General features: G+C 56.4%; 13 protein-coding genes. 1 reads left to right on the top strand and 12 read right to left on the bottom strand.

The window, feature by feature from the left end; all coding sequences use genetic code 11:
• Nucleotide 1: 1 nt before the first annotated feature.
• Nucleotides 2–2329 carry an SHD1 domain-containing protein gene (locus tag LOC70_RS06635; RefSeq protein WP_230252699.1) on the bottom strand — a complete coding sequence of 776 codons (2328 nt, stop codon included), beginning with the start codon at nucleotides 2327–2329 and terminating at the stop codon, nucleotides 2–4.
• Nucleotides 2330–2445: 116 nt separating this feature from the next.
• Nucleotides 2446–2838: a hypothetical protein gene (locus tag LOC70_RS06630; RefSeq protein WP_230252696.1), complete on the bottom strand. Its 393-nt coding sequence runs from the start codon at nucleotides 2836–2838 to the stop codon at nucleotides 2446–2448.
• A 158-nt stretch (nucleotides 2839–2996) separates the two neighbouring features.
• Between LOC70_RS06630 and LOC70_RS06625 the strand changes: the two genes are divergently transcribed.
• Nucleotides 2997–3746, top strand: coding sequence for a 4'-phosphopantetheinyl transferase family protein (locus LOC70_RS06625; protein ID WP_230252695.1), 750 nt, complete (start codon nucleotides 2997–2999; stop codon nucleotides 3744–3746).
• Nucleotides 3747–3784: 38 nt separating this feature from the next.
• On the opposite strand, the gene LOC70_RS06620 is transcribed toward LOC70_RS06625, so the two are convergent.
• From LOC70_RS06620 to LOC70_RS06575, 10 genes are all read right to left on the bottom strand, one after another.
• Nucleotides 3785–5101, bottom strand: coding sequence for an FAD:protein FMN transferase (locus LOC70_RS06620; protein WP_230252693.1), 1317 nt, complete (start codon nucleotides 5099–5101; stop codon nucleotides 3785–3787).
• A gap of 189 nt (nucleotides 5102–5290) precedes the next feature.
• Nucleotides 5291–6550 carry an NADH:ubiquinone reductase (Na(+)-transporting) subunit F gene (gene nqrF, locus LOC70_RS06615; RefSeq protein ID WP_230252692.1) on the bottom strand — a complete coding sequence of 420 codons (1260 nt, stop codon included), beginning with the start codon at nucleotides 6548–6550 and terminating at the stop codon, nucleotides 5291–5293.
• A gap of 108 nt (nucleotides 6551–6658) precedes the next feature.
• Nucleotides 6659–7297, bottom strand: coding sequence for an NADH:ubiquinone reductase (Na(+)-transporting) subunit E (gene nqrE, locus LOC70_RS06610; RefSeq protein WP_230252691.1), 639 nt, complete (start codon nucleotides 7295–7297; stop codon nucleotides 6659–6661).
• Nucleotides 7298–7300: 3 nt separating this feature from the next.
• Nucleotides 7301–7927 (bottom strand): NADH:ubiquinone reductase (Na(+)-transporting) subunit D, encoded by a 627-nt coding sequence (locus LOC70_RS06605; RefSeq protein ID WP_230252690.1) that lies wholly within the window; start codon nucleotides 7925–7927, stop codon nucleotides 7301–7303.
• Nucleotides 7928–7930: 3 nt separating this feature from the next.
• A complete protein-coding gene (locus LOC70_RS06600) occupies nucleotides 7931–8833 on the bottom strand; it encodes a Na(+)-translocating NADH-quinone reductase subunit C (protein ID WP_390889005.1) in 903 nt (300 codons plus the stop codon).
• Nucleotides 8820–10079 carry an NADH:ubiquinone reductase (Na(+)-transporting) subunit B gene (locus tag LOC70_RS06595; RefSeq protein ID WP_230252688.1) on the bottom strand — a complete coding sequence of 420 codons (1260 nt, stop codon included), beginning with the start codon at nucleotides 10077–10079 and terminating at the stop codon, nucleotides 8820–8822. Before LOC70_RS06595 ends, LOC70_RS06600 begins: the two co-directional genes overlap by 14 nt.
• A gap of 5 nt (nucleotides 10080–10084) precedes the next feature.
• Nucleotides 10085–11455 carry a Na(+)-translocating NADH-quinone reductase subunit A gene (locus LOC70_RS06590; RefSeq protein ID WP_230252687.1) on the bottom strand — a complete coding sequence of 457 codons (1371 nt, stop codon included), beginning with the start codon at nucleotides 11453–11455 and terminating at the stop codon, nucleotides 10085–10087.
• A 370-nt stretch (nucleotides 11456–11825) separates the two neighbouring features.
• Nucleotides 11826–13670, bottom strand: a complete 1845-nt coding sequence (locus LOC70_RS06585) for a hypothetical protein (protein WP_390889011.1) — start codon at nucleotides 13668–13670, stop codon at nucleotides 11826–11828.
• A 73-nt stretch (nucleotides 13671–13743) separates the two neighbouring features.
• A complete protein-coding gene (locus LOC70_RS06580; protein ID WP_230252684.1) occupies nucleotides 13744–14802 on the bottom strand; it encodes a hypothetical protein in 1059 nt (352 codons plus the stop codon).
• A gap of 209 nt (nucleotides 14803–15011) precedes the next feature.
• On the bottom strand, nucleotides 15012–17381 hold the full coding sequence (locus LOC70_RS06575) for a serine/threonine-protein kinase (protein WP_230252682.1): 2370 nt from the start codon (nucleotides 17379–17381) through the stop codon (nucleotides 15012–15014).
• Between the last annotated feature and the right edge of the window lie 2 nt (nucleotides 17382–17383).

Here is a 17383-nt window from a genome sequence, read left to right as displayed (position 1 = left end):
TTCATTTCACCTCAAACACCGTGGCGGTGTTGTGATCCGTCGGACAGAACAGACGACGACCATCCGACGAGATTGCGAGCGACTGCACATAGAAGCTGGAACCAACCGTTTCCGAATGCACCAAACCACCGGTCTGGGTGTCCCACAAATTGACCTTGCCATTGCCACCGCTGAAAAGATGACGGCCGTTGGGCGCAAAACGCATCGACCACTGGATCTCGGTGCTCTGCAGCAATTTGGTTTGCCGTCCGGTGGTCAAATCAAAGACTTTGATTGCATAGGTGTCTCCGACGGCCAACTGCGTCCCATCGGGTGAAAACGCAGCGGATTGTCCAGCGGCGTGTGACCTCGCCACCGCCACTGGATTGAGCGACCGGTCATTGGCTAAATCAAACCCAATCACATCCTTTCCATCCGTGGCCAGAATGATCGAACCGCCCTGCGCGAACTGGCACGCCTTCACACGACCGCTAAATTGATCCAACAATGCGATGCGCCGGCCAGTCGCTACGTCCCAACAGAGTGCCTGCTTGTCGTCTCCCGCCGACAACGCTTTTTTACCGTCAGGCGAGACAACGATCTGCGATACCTTTCGATCGTGCAGCTTGTACCGAGACTCGAAAGTCAATCGGCCGCTGCTATCCACCGCGTAGACCATCACTTCGCCGCGTGCACCACCTAGCAATAATGTCTGCCCATCCGGCGTGAAGGCGATCGAATTGAATTCGCCAATCTCCGCGTCTTTCAAAGAGACCGTTTGCAATCCTGCGGTCGTGATCTCACTGAACCAAAACGTACCCGACCGCGACCCAACCACCACTTGGTTCGCGTCCGGGGAAAACCCCAGCGATTGTGCTCCCCAACTAATGTCTTGCAGTGCCGCCACGCGATTGAATTGGCCCTTGTAGTCATCCACGGCTGTGGTCGACGAAATGGGTTCGATCGCGAAGGGGTTGTCGTCCGGTTCTTCTGGCTCCGGCTCTCGTTCCAACCATTCGCGGTCGTCGTCGCTCAAACGATCGATGGGCACCTTCACCGTGCGACCGTCACCTCGCTGCAGCGTGACTTGGGAATCATCGCGAGCAACCAAGGCGGCGACAATCTGAAATTTCCCCGATGCATCGCTCCACGTCCGCACCTCGGCCGCGGGCTCTTCGGAAGATGGCACCGGTGTTTCCGAACGAGCGGGTGCGACTCCCAAGTTCATCCCGCCTGTCGCGGACGATGTACCACTCGTTGCCGCACTCGCGATTCGCAGTGATTCAAACCCTTTGATATTGGCCGCGAAAGAGTCGGTGTCACCCGCCTTCAATTTTTTCAACGTTTCCTTCGTCACGGCAAATTGCGTGGCCTTGTCCGTTTCCATCTTCGGTGCGTTGCTGCTTCGATCCAGCACTCGAAACCGGTCGCCTTCCTCTGCCATCCAGTGCACCGATTGCCATTTGATCCCGCGAGCCCACAGCAACGGTGTTCCCGGAACGAGTTCGTCCACTTCCGTCGCGGGGACTTGTTCGTCCTTCAAGAGAAAGATCGTGCCCGGCAAAACGCTCTCTGCGAATGAAAACGCATCCGGGTCTCGAGAAGCTTGCTTGGCCACCTTTTTGGACACCGCCAACCAATCCTGACGCTTGACCACCAACAACGTTTCGCGACCGTCCACGTACAGATGGACAAAGGTACGACTGCTTGGTCGAGCCACGACTGCCGGCAACCACTCTCCCATGCTGCCGTACATCACCGGCATGCCAGGCACCAGCTTTGTGTCGCTGGTGGAACGCTCGTATCCATCGGGAACGGACTCTGGCGGATTGGTCCGCAACCGTTCCTGTTCCAAAAATTCTTTTTCGCGATCGTTCAAATCGCGAGGCTTCCACTTGCTGCCGAGCTTGCCGTGTCGAACGATATTGGAAACCAGAAACTTCGGATTGCCGGGCAGAGTCGACACGGTTGCCGTGATGCAAAACTCCAATCCGTCTGGCTGCCCGTCCGCCAGCGTGGATCGTATGCGAGCCAACATGTCTCGCAACCGGATCGTGCCGGAAGATTCAATCCGCGGTCCCAACCCCATGACTCGGACGGGACCGTTGTCGCTGCGGATGGACAACGACACGTTTCCCGTGCCCTCTCGCGTGCGTTTGTAGTCGATCGCCATGACCTCACCCAGCACCGAATTTTCAATACGAACTTTCGAAAGCTTGTACTGAACCATTCCCTCGGTGGACTTCACCAAGTCTTCCGCGTGAGAAACGCCACCCGTACAGGCAAACGCAGCGAACGTGAACGCAAGGAAGAGGAAGCGATTGCAACTCGCTTCTAGGTTGCCGCACATGAATCGTGCCCCTGAATGAAAAGACTGGCAGAACAGTCCTCCATTGTACCCTCATCCAGCGGGGTCAGTGCTCGATGCCAGCACTCCACGTCCGCGAGCGAGTCGATACGTGCAGATCAACCTCGCTGACGTTTTTCCAATTCTTGGAGCACCGCGATTCGTTGATCGACCTGACGCAACAGGTTTTGAACGATCGCAACGCGAGTGTCCAATTCGCCGGTCAACTCTCGCTGTAAATCAAACATTGCGACTTGCCAACGTTGGGTCTCGACCGGAGCATCGCTCAACGGCAACGCAGTGTTGCTTTTGTTTTCCAAACGGCGATGCACCTCGCGGTTTTCGCTCCGTTGCTGGATCCCCTTGCGACGCCGGGTGATGGTCATCCGAGCCATGACCCAGCCGAGCATCAAAAAACCAGCCACCAACCACAACGTTCCGCGATCAAACGCAATGGCTTCCAATGCGGATTCGGCGAAGACGATCGATCGTGTGAGGGGAGCGCACAGCATATGGTTGACATCGAACCGCCCCGCGATCAAACCTCAACGCAAACGCTGAACCGAACACGAATCCGGCGGGCGCTTGCACGATTGACGGATGCCCCCGGTTTTGCCGATCATAACGTCCCACTTCGAGCAGCATTCCATCACGAATATTCAGGATTTCGATGCCCGCCACCTCGGAACTTTGCCACATTCAACTTTGGTACGCGTCGGCGGCCGAAGACACCCCAGGGAAAATCGAAACGTTCTGCATGCGTTGGCTGGCCCAAGAAGAACACCAATCGGCCGCCAAGTTCAAAGTCGCTTCGGCTCGACACCAACACGTCATCGGCCGCGGCATGGCTCGCTACCTTTTGGCTGGTGACCAAACCGCGCCGCACCAAATCCAGTTTCGACATCTGGATCATGGCAAACCCATCGTCGAACACCCCACCGAAATGCGTCGACCGTTCAACATCGCTCACACAAAGGGCTTGGTGTTGTGCGGTCTGGGTACGGAGAGCGCGGACCATTGGCTGGGTGTCGATGTGGAAGGCATCCAGCGCAAGACCGATCCCGGGTTAGCCAACCGCTACTTCGCGCCGGAAGAGATCGAGCAACTCGAACGAACCAAAACGTCCGACGCGAAACAGTTCTTGTTCTTGAAAATTTGGACGCTCAAAGAGGCGTTCATCAAAGCGATTGGAACGGGACTGCAAACGCCGCTCGATCAGTTTGCGTTTGAAAACGCGAATTCCAACACGCCCACGTTGAAACTGAAGGATCCTTCGCTCGCGCAAGGCCGCCACTGGCAAGTTCGCAGTGTCACACCACGCCAAGGCTACATCGCCGCGGTTGCCATCGGCACCGACCGGAGCAACCTTCAACCCAAGATCGAACTCGCCGATTTCAGACAGAAGATGCAAAACGCGTAGGCGAGAAAACAACAGAAGCTTGAGCAGTAAGCCCGCAACTACTTCTCCGCCATCTTCTCACGCAATTCTTGGCAAGCTTCCGACGGTGTGCTGCACATGGTGCAACGAGACACACCGTCCTCGCCCACCTGTGCATTCAGACCACCGCATGATCCACTGATGGCTTTGCCACCAAAGATCACTCCAACCGCCATCGCCAGCAGAAAAGCACCAAACACAATCCCCGTCAAAATCAGCATCGGTGTCATGCGTTTCGCGAAACTGGCGTCGTTCTGATTGTCTGAGGATGATGTTGTGGCCTCCGCGCCAGCCAAGTCGGCTTGGTCGACATCAGCATATTCCGACAAATCGCCCGTGCCGCTGCTGACAAATGCTTCGCCGACGCGCTGCACCACCAAAACGCTCAAGTCATTCTGACGCGCCAGCTTCATCGCCTCCTCGGCCCCGACCACGCTCAATGCCGTTGCCCATCCGTCAGCCAACATGCAATTGTCTGCAATCACGCTGACCGAGGCCAACCCATTCGTGATGGGCCGTCCCGTTCGGGGATCGATCGTGTGGGAAAAACGCTGGTCGCCAACCTCAAAGAAATTGCGATAGTCACCCGAAGTCGCCATCGCTGCGTCACGAATTTCGTGAGCTACTAACAGCTCTTGCCCACCAGCATCCGGCTTCTGAATTCCAACCCGCCAAGACTCGCCCGACTTGTCGCCCGACACTCGAACCTCGCCACCAATCTCAACGAAGACATCGCTGGCACCACGATCCGCCAGCAGAGCCACAATCCGATCCACGCCGTGCCCTTTCGCGATCGACGACAAATCCACACGCAGCTTTGCAATGTCCTTCTTCAACGCCGGCGGATCCATTCGGGCCGATAGGTTCTTGTAGCCAGTTTGTTCTTTGAGTTGATCCAGTTCCTCCTCCGACGGAATATCACGTTTTCTCTCTCCAGCACCGAAACTCCATCGATCGACCAAGGGACCGACGGTGACATCAAACGCACCCTCTGTTTGGGCAGACAACTCAAGAGCAGCTTTCACCACATCGACCACGTCGGCGCTTACTTCAAACCAATCGGTCGACTCCGACGCATTGAAACGACTCAGCTCGGACGTCTTCAGGTAAGTCGACATCTGGTCATTGACCGAACGCAGTTCGCGTTCAATCGCAGTGGCGGTTTCTGCTTCCCAATCCTCACGTTCAGGAGCACCATGCACTTTGACCATGTAGGTCGTGCCCATGGTCGCACCACGGAAAGTCAGCAAGTCCGCGGCGGAAGCAAACTCCGCCCCAGCGAGGCTAGCAACCAAACCAAAAACGGTCGCGATGGCGACGTGGTGGAGATATCTCATCTTCAATCAGGGCGATGAGGAACGCGGCGAAGCACGCCGCGTGAATGCGTGACAATCACGCGAAGCAGAACGAAAAAACGAGCTTCCACATGAAAGCTCGTTTTGCCGACGTCGAAACGTCGATGGGTCTTGGGCACCGACAAACGCCGGTGCGGTCTATTTGCGATCGGCCGAAATCAAACGCCGAGATCAGCCGCCGAAGTCATCGTAGGCGATGTTCTCGGGCTCAACCCCAAGATCATCGAGCATACGGAAGACAGCCGCGTTCATCATCGGAGGACCACAGATGTAGTACTCGATGTCTTCGGGTGCGGGGTGTTTGCTGAGGTAGTTATCGAGCAAGACTTGGTGGATGAATCCAACATATCCGTCCCAGTTGTCCTCGGGCTGAGGCTCTGACAACGCGATGTTGAACTTGAAATTCGGGAAGTCCTTTTCGATCTCACGGAAGTGCTCGATGTAGAACAATTCACGAAGACTTCGACCACCGTACCAGTAGCTGACCTTGCGATCCGTTTTCTGACGTTTGAACAATTCGAAGATATGGCTACGCAAGGGAGCCATCCCTGCACCACCACCGATGTAAACCATCTCGGCATCGCTGTCCTTGATGAAGAACTCTCCATAAGGACCACTGATCGTTGCCTTGTCTCCTGGCTTCAACGAGAAGATGTAACTACTCATTTTCCCTGGCGGCGTGCCTTCGGGTGCACGCGGTGGCGGCGAAGCAACCCGGACGTTGAGCATGATGATGCCCTTTTCGCCGGGATAGTTGGCCATCGAATAAGCACGAATGACGGGCTCGTCAACCTTCGACACGTAACGCCAAATGTTGTATTGGTCCCAATCCGGGTGATACTCTTCGTCGATGTCAAAGTCTTTATAGTGAATTTCGTGCGGAGGACATTCGATCTGGATGTAACCACCGGCACGGAAATCGACCTCGGCACCTTCGGGCAACTGAAGGACGAACTCTTTGATGAACGTCGCGACGTTGTTGTTGCTCTTGACTGTGCATTCCCACTTTTGCGTGTCAAACGCTTCCGGTGGAACTTCCACAATCATGTCATTCTTGACCGCAACCTGACATGAAAGACGCTCGCCTTCTGCGGCTTCCTTCTTGCTGATGTGCCCGGCTTCGGTTGCGAGCAGGTCGCCTCCGCCGTCGGTCACTTTCACTTTGCATTGGGCACAGGTACCACCGCCACCGCATGCACTGCTGACGAAGATTCCCGCATCCGCGAGGGCCCCCAGCAATTTACCACCGGCGGGAACCGAAACTTCTTTTTGGCCGTTGATGGTGATTTTGACCGGGCCAGAAGCCACCAGTTGACTCTTCGCAGCCAAAATGAGCAGCACCAATGCGATCACCACCACGGTGAACATCAGCACGCCAAGAATGACCTCGGTAGCGTCAAAGGCCGCAATCATCAGAGGTAGGGAAAGCATTTTGATTCGATCGTAGGAGGGAGAGCCCGCGGAAATGGAATCCCGCGGATTGTCTGCACCGAAAATGAAAGTGGTTGGGAAAGGACGAGGTTCGAAGAATTCAGCGACTTACAACTGGATACCGCTGAACGACATGAACGCAAGCGACATCAATCCAACCGTGATGAAGGTGATTCCCAAACCGCGAAGTGGCGGAGGAACGTCGCTGTATTTCAATTTTTCGCGAATTCCGGCGAGAGCCATGATCGCCAAGGCCCAACCGACACCGCAGCCGAAACCGAAGACAACCGATTCACCAAACGCGTACTCTCGCTGCTCCATGAACAACGACGCACCCAAGATGGCGCAGTTCACGGTGATCAGCGGGAGGAAAATCCCCAGGGCGTTGTAAAGACTTGGCAGGAATCGATCCAGGAACATCTCGAGGATCTGAACCATCGCGGCGATCACGCCGATATAGCTGATGAATCCGAGGAACGTGAGGTCGACATCGGCGAAGTTGATCGTGTCCGTGCCGATGAAACCGTTCATCCAAGTCAACGCGCCCTTCTTCAAGAGCAAACTGTAGATCAACTGGTTAGCCGGAACCGTGATCGTTTCAATCGCGATCACAGCGATTCCCAATCCGATGGCCGTTTTGACGTTCTTACTGACCGCCAAAAACGTGCACATTCCCAGGAAGAACGCCAACGCGAGGTTCTCGACGAAAACCGCCTTCAAAAAGACGCTGAGATATTGTTCGAGCATGGCTTAGGCCTCCTCAATTTGTTCGGGTTTGTTGGCACGAATGACCCAAATCAAGAACCCGATGATGAAGAACGCACTGGGCGGCAACAGCATCAAGTTGTTCGGGTTGTACCAGCCGCCGTTGCGGTCCAGTTGAAACAGTTCGAAGCCCAACAGCGAACCGCTGCCGAACAATTCGCGGAAGAACGCGACGACGAGCAACACCATGCCGTAACCAAGACCGTTGCCGATCCCGTCCAGGAAGCTGACCCAGACGCCGTTTTTCATCGCGAAGCCTTCCGCTCGTCCCATGACGATACAGTTCGTGATGATCAGACCGACGAACACCGACAATTGCTTGCTGATGTCGTACATGTAAGCCTTCAGGACTTGGTCAACCACGATCACCAACGACGCAATCACCGTCATCTGCACGATGATGCGGATGCTGCCGGGAATGAAGTGCCGAATCGCCGAGACCGCCGCGTTCGAACACGCCGTCACCGCGATCACCGCGAGTGACATCACGATCGAAACTTGGATACTCGTTGTCACCGCCAAAGCACTGCAAATCCCAAGGATCTGCAACGCGATGGGGTTGTTGTCGATGACGGGTCCGAACAGGACCTTGCCGACTTTGGGGGCAGCCATGATTTACTCTCCCACCGGTTCTTTGGTGCCGGCGTTGTCGATGTCGTATTGTTCGACACCACTTTCAACGTCGGTTTCGGGTTGATCGGCTTCCGCGGATGCGTCACCGGAAATTCGTTTCTTCAATTGATCCAAGAAAGGACCGTATCCGTTCGGGCCAGCCCAATAGCGGACCAGATTCGTCACACCACGGCAGGTGATCGTCGCTCCGGACAATCCGTCGACCGCGTACTCATCGCCATCAGGAGCCGGCCCTTTGGCGACACGAGCGGCGGGGTTACCGTCAGCGTCATACAACTTGTTTCCGACCCACTGAGCCTTCCACTTGGTGTTGTCGACTTCGCCACCCAGCCCCGGCGTTTCGGCGTGCTCGTAAAACGTCAAACCAGCGATGGTTTCCAGATCGTTCTTCAGTGCCATGTAGCCGTACAACGTGGACCAAAGGCCTTTGCCGTATACCGGAAGCACGACCATCTCGACCTTTTCGCTCCCCGGCTTTTTCACGTAGTAAACGCGAGCCACCTTTTCGCGACGAGGCACACCGATGTCGAACGTTGGCTCGGTGATCTCAATGCTCTGATCGTCTTTCTTCGCCGCTTCGCGAGGGTCGTACTCCTCGGGGTTCAGTTCCGTGTTGACCTCGCCCGTTTCCAGGTCGACCAACTCTTCGCTGACCCAAGTCCACAGCGTTTCGATTTGTTCTTTATCCAGCTCTGACGAGAGCTTTCCAAATTCGCCCATCGACAGGCCCGCCGCATCCAAGATGTTGCGTTGACGGTCGAGGACTTTGTTTTCTTCCTGAGCCGGTCGCAATGCCACAGCGGCGGCACTCACGGCCAACGAGCAGACCACGCACAAAACGGCGGCGGTCAAAATCGTCTTCATGGTCGAATCAGGCTGTGACATAACGTGCGGCCCTCCGTCGAATGTTGAGTTGGACGACGGCCCAGTCGATCAACGGTGCGAACACGTTGCCGAACAAGATCGCCAGCATGATGCCTTCTGGGAAAGCAGGGTTCACGACGCGAATCAGGACGGTCATGAATCCGATCAGGATTCCGTAAACCCATTTCCCAAGCTCCGTCATGGAAGCACTGACTGGGTCGGTGGCCATGAAGACCAAACCGAATGCCAAGCCGCCGATGACCAGGTGCCAGTAAAACGGTACCGCGAACATGGGATTGGTTTCGCTGCCGATGCCGTTTAGCAACAGAGCAGTCGCGGTCACGCCAGCGACCACGCCACCCATGATCTTCCACGAACCAATTCCGCTGGCGATCAGGATCAATGCTCCGACCAGACAAAGCAGAGCACTCGTTTCACCGACGCAACCTTGAATTGTTCCGATGAACGCTTGCATCCACGTGATCGGTTCTTCCGCACCCCACACGTATTGAACCGCACCCAGCGATTCCACCGCGTTGTCACGTGCGTTTGCCATTTGCCCCAGTGCCGTTGCACCGGAGAAGCCATCCACAGCGGTCCAAACTTTGTCACCGCTGATTTGGCCCGCGTAGGCGAAGTACAGGAAAGCTCGCGAAGTCAGTGCCACGTTCAGGAAGTTGCGTCCCGTGCCGCCAAAGACTTCTTTCGCGACAATCACACCAAACGCGATGCCCACGGCGACTTGCCAAAGCGGGATCGAAGCGGGAAGCGTGAGCGGAAACAACAAACCGGTGACCAGGAAACCCTCGTTGATTTCGTGGCCTCGCAGCACACTGAACACCAACTCCACGTGACCACCGACAAACATACAAACGACGTAGATCGGGATGAAGAAGATCGCCCCATAAACGAAGTTGTCGATGTGGTTGGCGGGGTCGTGCCCCAGACCAATGGCCGTGTGCACGGTGTGGTGCCAGTCGTAGTCGAAATCGACGTTGGCTTCGGTCATCTTTTGGATGGCCGAGTTGGCTTGATAGCCCGTGTTCCACATGCCGAACAACGTGACCGGAATCAATGCAAAGACGACCGTGATCATCATGCGTTTCAGGTCAATGTTGTCGCGCACGTGCGTGCGTCCGTGAGCCGTCTCGCCGGGCGTGAACAAGAACGTGTCGAGAGCCTCGTACATCGGGTACGCTTTCTCGAGCAGTCCGCCTTTGGCAAAGAACGGGTGGACGCGATCAAATGCGTCGCGTAGTGCTTTCATATTCCTTAACCTTCACGCTCAATGGTTGTCAGGTTTTCTCGGATCAAGGATCCATATTCGTATTTGCCGGGGCACACAAATGTGCACAGGGCCAAGTCTTCTTCTTCTAGTTCGAGAACGCCGAGCTGCTGGGCCGAATCCGTGTCACGAACGATCAACGATCGCAACAACTGAGTCGCCAACACGTCCAACGGCATCACTTTTTCGTAGGTGCCCAACGGGACCATGGCCCGCTCACTGCCACCGGTCGACGACGTGAAGTCGAATTTGCGGTCCGGCGTCATGGCCGAGGCAAAGATGCGACTGACCGAGTATTTGTCGAAACCGGGCTTTTGCCATCCCAAGAATTCGCGGTGGTCGCCTTCTTCAATCACCGAGACTTGGTTGTGATAGCGTCCCAAGAACTGATGCGGCGCGACGGCGGTGTGGCCGTTCAACACCGAACCTGAGATCACTCGCAGATTCACCGAGGTGTTGACTTCGCCTTCGATCAATTCATCGACACAAGCTCCGGATCGAGTTTCGATCAAACGTGGTTGGTTCACCATTGGACCGGCCAGCGAGATCACGCGGCGTGTGTCCAGTTGCCCGGTCTGTAAGAACGAACCGATCGCAATCACGTCTTGGTAACCGATGTACCAAACCGTTTTGTTCAGATTGACGGGATCCAGGAAATGAATGTGTGTTCCGGGCAAACCGGCGGGGTGAGGACCGGCGAAGGAAGCCGACTGCACGCCGTTGACGTCGCCACCCGGCACCGATGCGTTCTCGGCTTGGCACAGGTGAACCGCACCGTCGGTCAATTGGGTCAACGCCTGCAAACCCAAGACGAATTGGTCTTTGCGGTCCGCCAAAACCACCGCGGGATCCGCAGCCAATGGATTGGTGTCGATCGCGGTGACGAAGATCGAGTGAGGCACGCTATCGATCATTGGCACCTTGCCGAATGGACGCGTGCGAAGCGACGGCCACAATCCAATCTTGACCAAACCGTCGACCAACTTTTCGCGGCCCAAAGCCAGCGGGTCTGATCCGGCAATGCCTTCGATCGTCGTGCTTTCCTCGGAGCCAGCGTCAACGTCGATGATGATCGCTTCGAATTTACGTTTGGCACCGCGAACCACGTCGGCGACCGTTCCCGTCGCGGGTGATGTATAGACAACACCCGGTGTTTTCTTGTCTTCGAACACCGGCTGGCCCAAGACCACGCGGTCGCCCGCGGCCACCAACATCGTTGGCTTCATTCCGATGTAATCGTCGCCCAACAATGCCACTTGGCGGATCGCAGGACCGGCTTCAATGTGCTGTTCGGGGCATCCCGTGATGGGAAGGTCGAGGCCCTTCTTGATCCGGGTCACGCTTTGAGTCATTGCCATGAAAGGGCACTTTGTGAAATTTGTAACAAAGTCGGTTCGAGCCAAAGCCCGCGACGTTTTCCGAGGCAATTGGCCGGAAAAATTGTCGCGGGCCGAGCAGGCGTCATCATGGCATAGCGTTTGAAGATTGACAACGGCAGATCACTCCCACTCCACACCGGAAAATGATTGCGACAGGGCAAGTTTTCCTGTCACAAGAGATAGCGAAGATGCCACCGAAAACATGGTGGCGATGTCGAGATCACGCATCCGTAAAATCTCTGTGAAAGCCCCGTGTAAATCACCGATCATTCAGTCGCGCACAAAAAAATCGCGGCCCGACAAGTTGCCAGACCGCGACCCATGCGAAATTAGATTTTGAGCCGTCGATTCACTTCTTCGAGACGTGCATTGGTTCGCCACCGACGCGGGCCTGCACGCTGATCGTTGCGTCCGGTGCGTTTTCGCCGACTTTCACGATGAATGCTTTGCCCTTGGGAGCATGCGGGACAAACAGTTTTCCGGGAACGCGGACGGTGTAGAGCACTTCCTTCGTTTCCGCGTCCACCAATTGAACCACCGGGTTCTCGAAGTCGAACGTCATCTCACCCAACTTGCCCCAGGACGGCGGTTGGTAATTGTCAAACTGGGAAATGGTTCGCGGCCAACCTGGATATTGCTTTGCCTGCGGGTCCGTGACATCCACATTGCGAGGCCAGCATTCCATTGTGATGTCGCGAGTCTTGGTGTTGAAACGCACGATGCCGAATCCGGCCGCACGCGTGTTCAACAAATTTCCCTGCGGTTTCATCTCAGGATTCGCGGCGGCGTAATTGGTGACTTTGTTCGCAAACCCGTCCAGCGAATCGCCGGTGTATTCGGGCGCACCGGGTTCGCGGTTGGCGCCGGGTTCGACCGGCAACCACCAACGCAAATACAAGTTCGCAATGGATGGAACGCAGAACGACCAAATCGCATCGCGGTATTCGTCGATCCCGTGATGGAAAATCGTCGCCAAGTGCTGGTCACCGGCGTAGTGAAACGCGAAACCTTTGCGGAGAGCGGCCAAGGCTTTGTTGCGTCCTGTTTGTGGCCAACCGTTGCTGTCCATGTCTGCGTGCAAACGCCCGTTGGCGGCTCCGTGAATATGAGCCCCACCGCAGAAGATCGTTTGCGACAAAGCGACCTTCATGTGAGCGTTGGTCCAATCGGCCGTCCAATCCTCGATGAAATCAAGCTGTCGCTCGCCCAGCAACACTGCTCCGTCCACATCCACGCTGGCGGGATCGTAATCGGGATTGCGAATGTGGTCGGGACGCGGCCCCTGCTTTGGCACTCGTCCGGCAGGCCCCGTTTTGAATTTGCGATCTTCCAGAATTGCGAAATCGATGTTTCCCCAATTCAAGTTGGTGTAATACACGCCGATGTCTTGGCCGATTTTGTGCGGATCAACCGGGTCCGGCAAATGACTGGTCTGAGCCCGCTCGACTTGGCGAACGTATTTGCCAGGTTGCGAGTATCCTCCGTCGGCGGCACCCGACAGCGTTGAAATTTTGCCGCTCTCGCCCCACAGATTGGGCTGCCCCACGTCGTGATCGTCCGGCAAACAAACCGTCGGACGGTCTTTGATGATGTCGCCGAAATCTCGCCCGAATTTCAACCAAGCCGCGTAATGCCGGTTGTGGTCGTAGACTTGGTCGCCTGAAAAGAACAACACGTCGGCGTCGACTTTGTTGACATTGTCAATCAAATCTTGACGCGAAATGTCGCCTCCGTGAGCGGGCTGGATCGAATTGCCAGTGAAACCCGCGACTACGATTTCATCCTTGTCGACTGGATTGCGACGCACGGTGCCTTCGTAGCTGGCTTCCGTTCCGTGGGTCACTCGGTATCGAACCGTTTGCGAATCGTCCCAATCATCCACCCGAAAGGGCGCGGTCCATCCGTCTTCAATGATGTTGGTTTCCGCGACCTTCTTCCATGCTCCGTCTTGCTGAACTTCCAACCGTGCAGTTTTGGGATCGTTGTCGTCCAGCGGGTAAAACTGCGCCGTCAACTTCAGCGTTTTGTCATGCACGGTGTAGAGCGCAAAACAAATCACGTCCTTCTTCGCGACATCGGGGATACTCAGATCAGCACGGCGACGACGCGGAGCGGATCCTGGTTGAGCAAGCACGGTTTCGGCGCAGAACATCAACGCGAAATAAGCGAGCGCAAAACGACTCAATCGATTCATTGGTTTTCCTGAGAGAGCAAAGAGCGTCTTTGACATGAAGTGAAACAATGGGTGAATAGTTTGCTGAATGGAATCAAACCTGCGTGGTGGCAACCATGCCTTCCGTGCGGGATTCGAGAAGCCGATCATGGCGACCGAAAAGCGCCGCCAGCTTCTTGCAGGCCTTCCGGATCGCCCTGGTTTCGATGGACCACCAAGATACCAGCAGAAACAACGGAAGCAGAAAATGCGGGCTACGCAGCACGGCTTCGTGAAGGAATTGGTCGGCGCCCCAGTAATTCAGCGTCATCGACATTCCCGCCACCGGTCGGGCGGCGGCCGTCAGCAATCCCCAAATGGTCGCCCAACCAACCGCCACCAAACGAATTCGCGGGACAAAAATCGCGAAACAAACGAGGAAGTCCAACACGCCCGCCACACGCAACAGTTTTTCCGCGGTTTCGTACTCCACCCCCAAAGCGACCGTGGTCATGCCATAGAAAATCGACGGCGTTGGCCACCAATCAATCGCGTAGCAACCATGCCCCGCGAACGTCATGACCACCGCGACGATGCATGTCACAACAGTGACTCGGTGACGAACTCCCAAAGTGATCGCCATGACCAACGCGAGCGGTGCCAGCATTTGCCCACCGTGCTCGACGAACATCGGCAACTGATGCTGGGCAGACAAGTATTTGGCGTAGCTCAGCACCACCAACAAACCACAACCGCCCAGCAAAGCCGCGACCTGCAACCGCTCGAACATCCGAAACGATGTCCGGCCGGCGGTGAAACAAACAATTGTGCAAATCACGTACAGCCAAGTGATCCGAGACAACCAAATTTGCAACCAACCATCGTTGGCGCCGGTACCAACAAATTCATCCCAGCTGACGCCCAACGATTCGGCAAAGTCGTAGGTCGCGTCCTGCCAAAGCAAGACACCGTAGGGGCCTTCCCAGTAGTAATGCACCCACGCCCAACCGGCGAAACACAGACCGGCCGCCAACCGAAGAATCCACAGCAAGCTTCGTTGGTGAATGGTGTCGATCGAGTCCTGCTTGGCCGAGGTGTTCGGCACGGCCACCGTAGATCGGTCGTCCGCGCACGTTGCGGCAGCAGAATCAGATTGGGCGGAAGAGGTGGGCATGAAAGGCGGGTCGAAGTCACGGCGGCGAATGGACGAGCCATTCAGTGAACTCAGCACGTGCAGTGTAACCCGATTTCATCCGCCGCACCGGGCTTTCGATCTTTCGGGCTTCCGGGCTTCCGGGCTCTTGAGCATTCATCCTGTTCACTCCATGCCATCGCAACGCAATCACCACGAAAGAAGACGATGGGCGGATCGATGGAGCGGGATCAGTTCAGCGTCATCGTGTCGATTCGTTCGGGTGGTTCAGTTGGCGTTTGAGCTTCCCGCGCGGCACGCCGTTCGTCTTGCGTCGTGACTCGGCGGACCACCCACCACAACAACAACGTCATCACCAAGATCGAAGCCACACTGAACGCACCTTCGAACAACAACGAGCGACGAAGCTCGTCCACCGGCCCCAGCACTTCCGACAATCGATACTGGACCAGCACCAACAAATCCGTGTGTTCACCTTCCGGTTCGCCCACCAACGCATTCGGGTTCGCCGTTTCGCGAACGGCGATCCCGACTTCCGAATCCGACTCGGCCCCCTCCGCCGTTTCCTTCGCGGCAACGGCCACTTGTTGCGGCAGGGTGACGGGTTGCATCGCCGCAATCCACTCGCCGCCAAAACCATTCGCGTCCGAAGCCTTGGCCATGGGATCGCGATAATCGACGTCGCCGCCTTCTAACAAACGATCCATCGTCGGGCCATCGACTTGGAAAGTGGTGTCAGCCATCGCCTGTCCACCTTCGCGAAGCTGATCCATCAGCGGGTGCTGCAACACCGTGCCACGCTTGGCACCTTCGCGAGCTTCCACCAACACGGCCACCTGGCTGGGGTTGTCATCGCTGGCGTCGTCACCCGACTCGTTCCGCTGCAGCAGTTGAAAGTCACCCAGGTTGATTGTCGCGACAAACACCGCGTCGGGATCGCGATCCGGCGTTTCGCGACGACCGCTGATCACGACTTCGCCGTCGACCAACCACAACGGCGTACTGATCGCGACCTTCCACATTTTGGTCGCGGTGCTTTGAAAGGCCGAACTCAAATGCGTGTGCCGAAGTGGCTTCACCGAATCCATCGGAATGGTCGACAACAAGTCATCCCGCCGACCCGTGAAGTAGGTTCGATAGGCAAAGTTTCGACCGACCGAGTTTTGTTCTCGCGGAACGGCCTTGCCATACACGATGGTCATGATCGTTCCGTTGCGATCCGTGACAAACATCGTCGCCAATCGCTGACGTTGTCGTCCGGGTTCAGAAGGCTGACGATATTGCAGCAAACGCTCCGAGAGATACGCGTCCAAACTGAGTTGAGCCGGGTGCTCCAACAAGACGTCTCGCGCGGCCAGAGCGTCCTTTCGCTGCAGGGCATCCAATGGAGTTTCGGACGCAGCAATGCGCTCCAAAACCGGCTTGGACGTTTCACCCTCGATCAGATCCGCCAACAAATTCTCAAATGGTTCGCGTTGAGCCTCTTCGTGAACCAGATCAAAGTAACGCTGGATTTCGGTTTCCAACGTCTGTGCCGCCAACCGTGCCGCGAATTGGTTGCTGCCGAACGCTTCGGTACGAAGTTCCCGTGTGGCGGTGCGAGTCGCCAAATCGATGCTGCGTGCACCAAAGAAACACGTCGCTAACAAAAGCAACAACGGCCCAAAGATCCCGAGCAACATCAATGGCCGCCGGGCACGCATTTTGTCGCGTCGGTGCAGATCATCAAGAATCTGCTGCACGTTGCTGTATCGATTCTCGGGCTCAACCTCCAGGCACCGCTGCAACACTTTTCGCAAAGAACGATCCACGTCACGCCGCGGAAGTTGCTCCGCCGCGGGAGGTGCCGACGCAATGGCTTCACGGTAGCGAGCCAACCGACCAGGCAACGATCCGGCGGTGTCCAACTGCGATAACAACGCTTGATCTCGGTGCGGGGCATTGCCAGCCAACATCCGAAACAAGATCGCTCCCGCCGCATACACGTCCCAGCGTGCATCCGGCGACGACTGCAAATCGGCTTGCTCCGGCGCCATGTAAAACAACGTTCCCATGGCGGGCGTTTGGTCGTGCGACATGCGGCTCTGACCAAAGTCCGCCAATCGCGGTTCGTTGTCCGCCGCGAGCAAGATATTGGCGGGCTTGATGTCGCAGTGCAGCACCCCTTTGCCGTGGCAATGGTTCAAGCCTATCAAGATTTTACGGAACAATTCCGTAGCTTCCGCGACCGGCAAACGCCCGCGTCGAACCAGCATGTCCTCCAACGAACCGCCTTCGATCAGCTCCATCACGTAGTACGGCGGATCGGCGTCCCAGCCAACTTCCAACACCTGCACCACGTGTCGATCCGCCGACAGTTGGACCAAGTTCTTGACTTCACGCGAAAGCAACGACCAGTTCACGCCGCCGCGGTGCAGATAAAACTTGACCGCAACGCCGCGTCCCGTGTTGATGTCGCGCCCCACCCAAACTTGGCCAAACGCGCCGGAACCGAGGAACCGTTGCAACCGAACGCCGGGCACCTCCGCCGGCGGCATGGTGGCTCCCATCGACAAACGACGCGCGGCGGCTTGGCCGCCGATCGTTTGCGATTCGGTCATCC

The organism is Rhodopirellula halodulae, assembly GCF_020966775.1.
GTDB classification, from domain to species: domain Bacteria; phylum Planctomycetota; class Planctomycetia; order Pirellulales; family Pirellulaceae; genus Rhodopirellula; species Rhodopirellula halodulae.
This window is presented reverse-complemented; position numbering and strand designations above follow the sequence as displayed.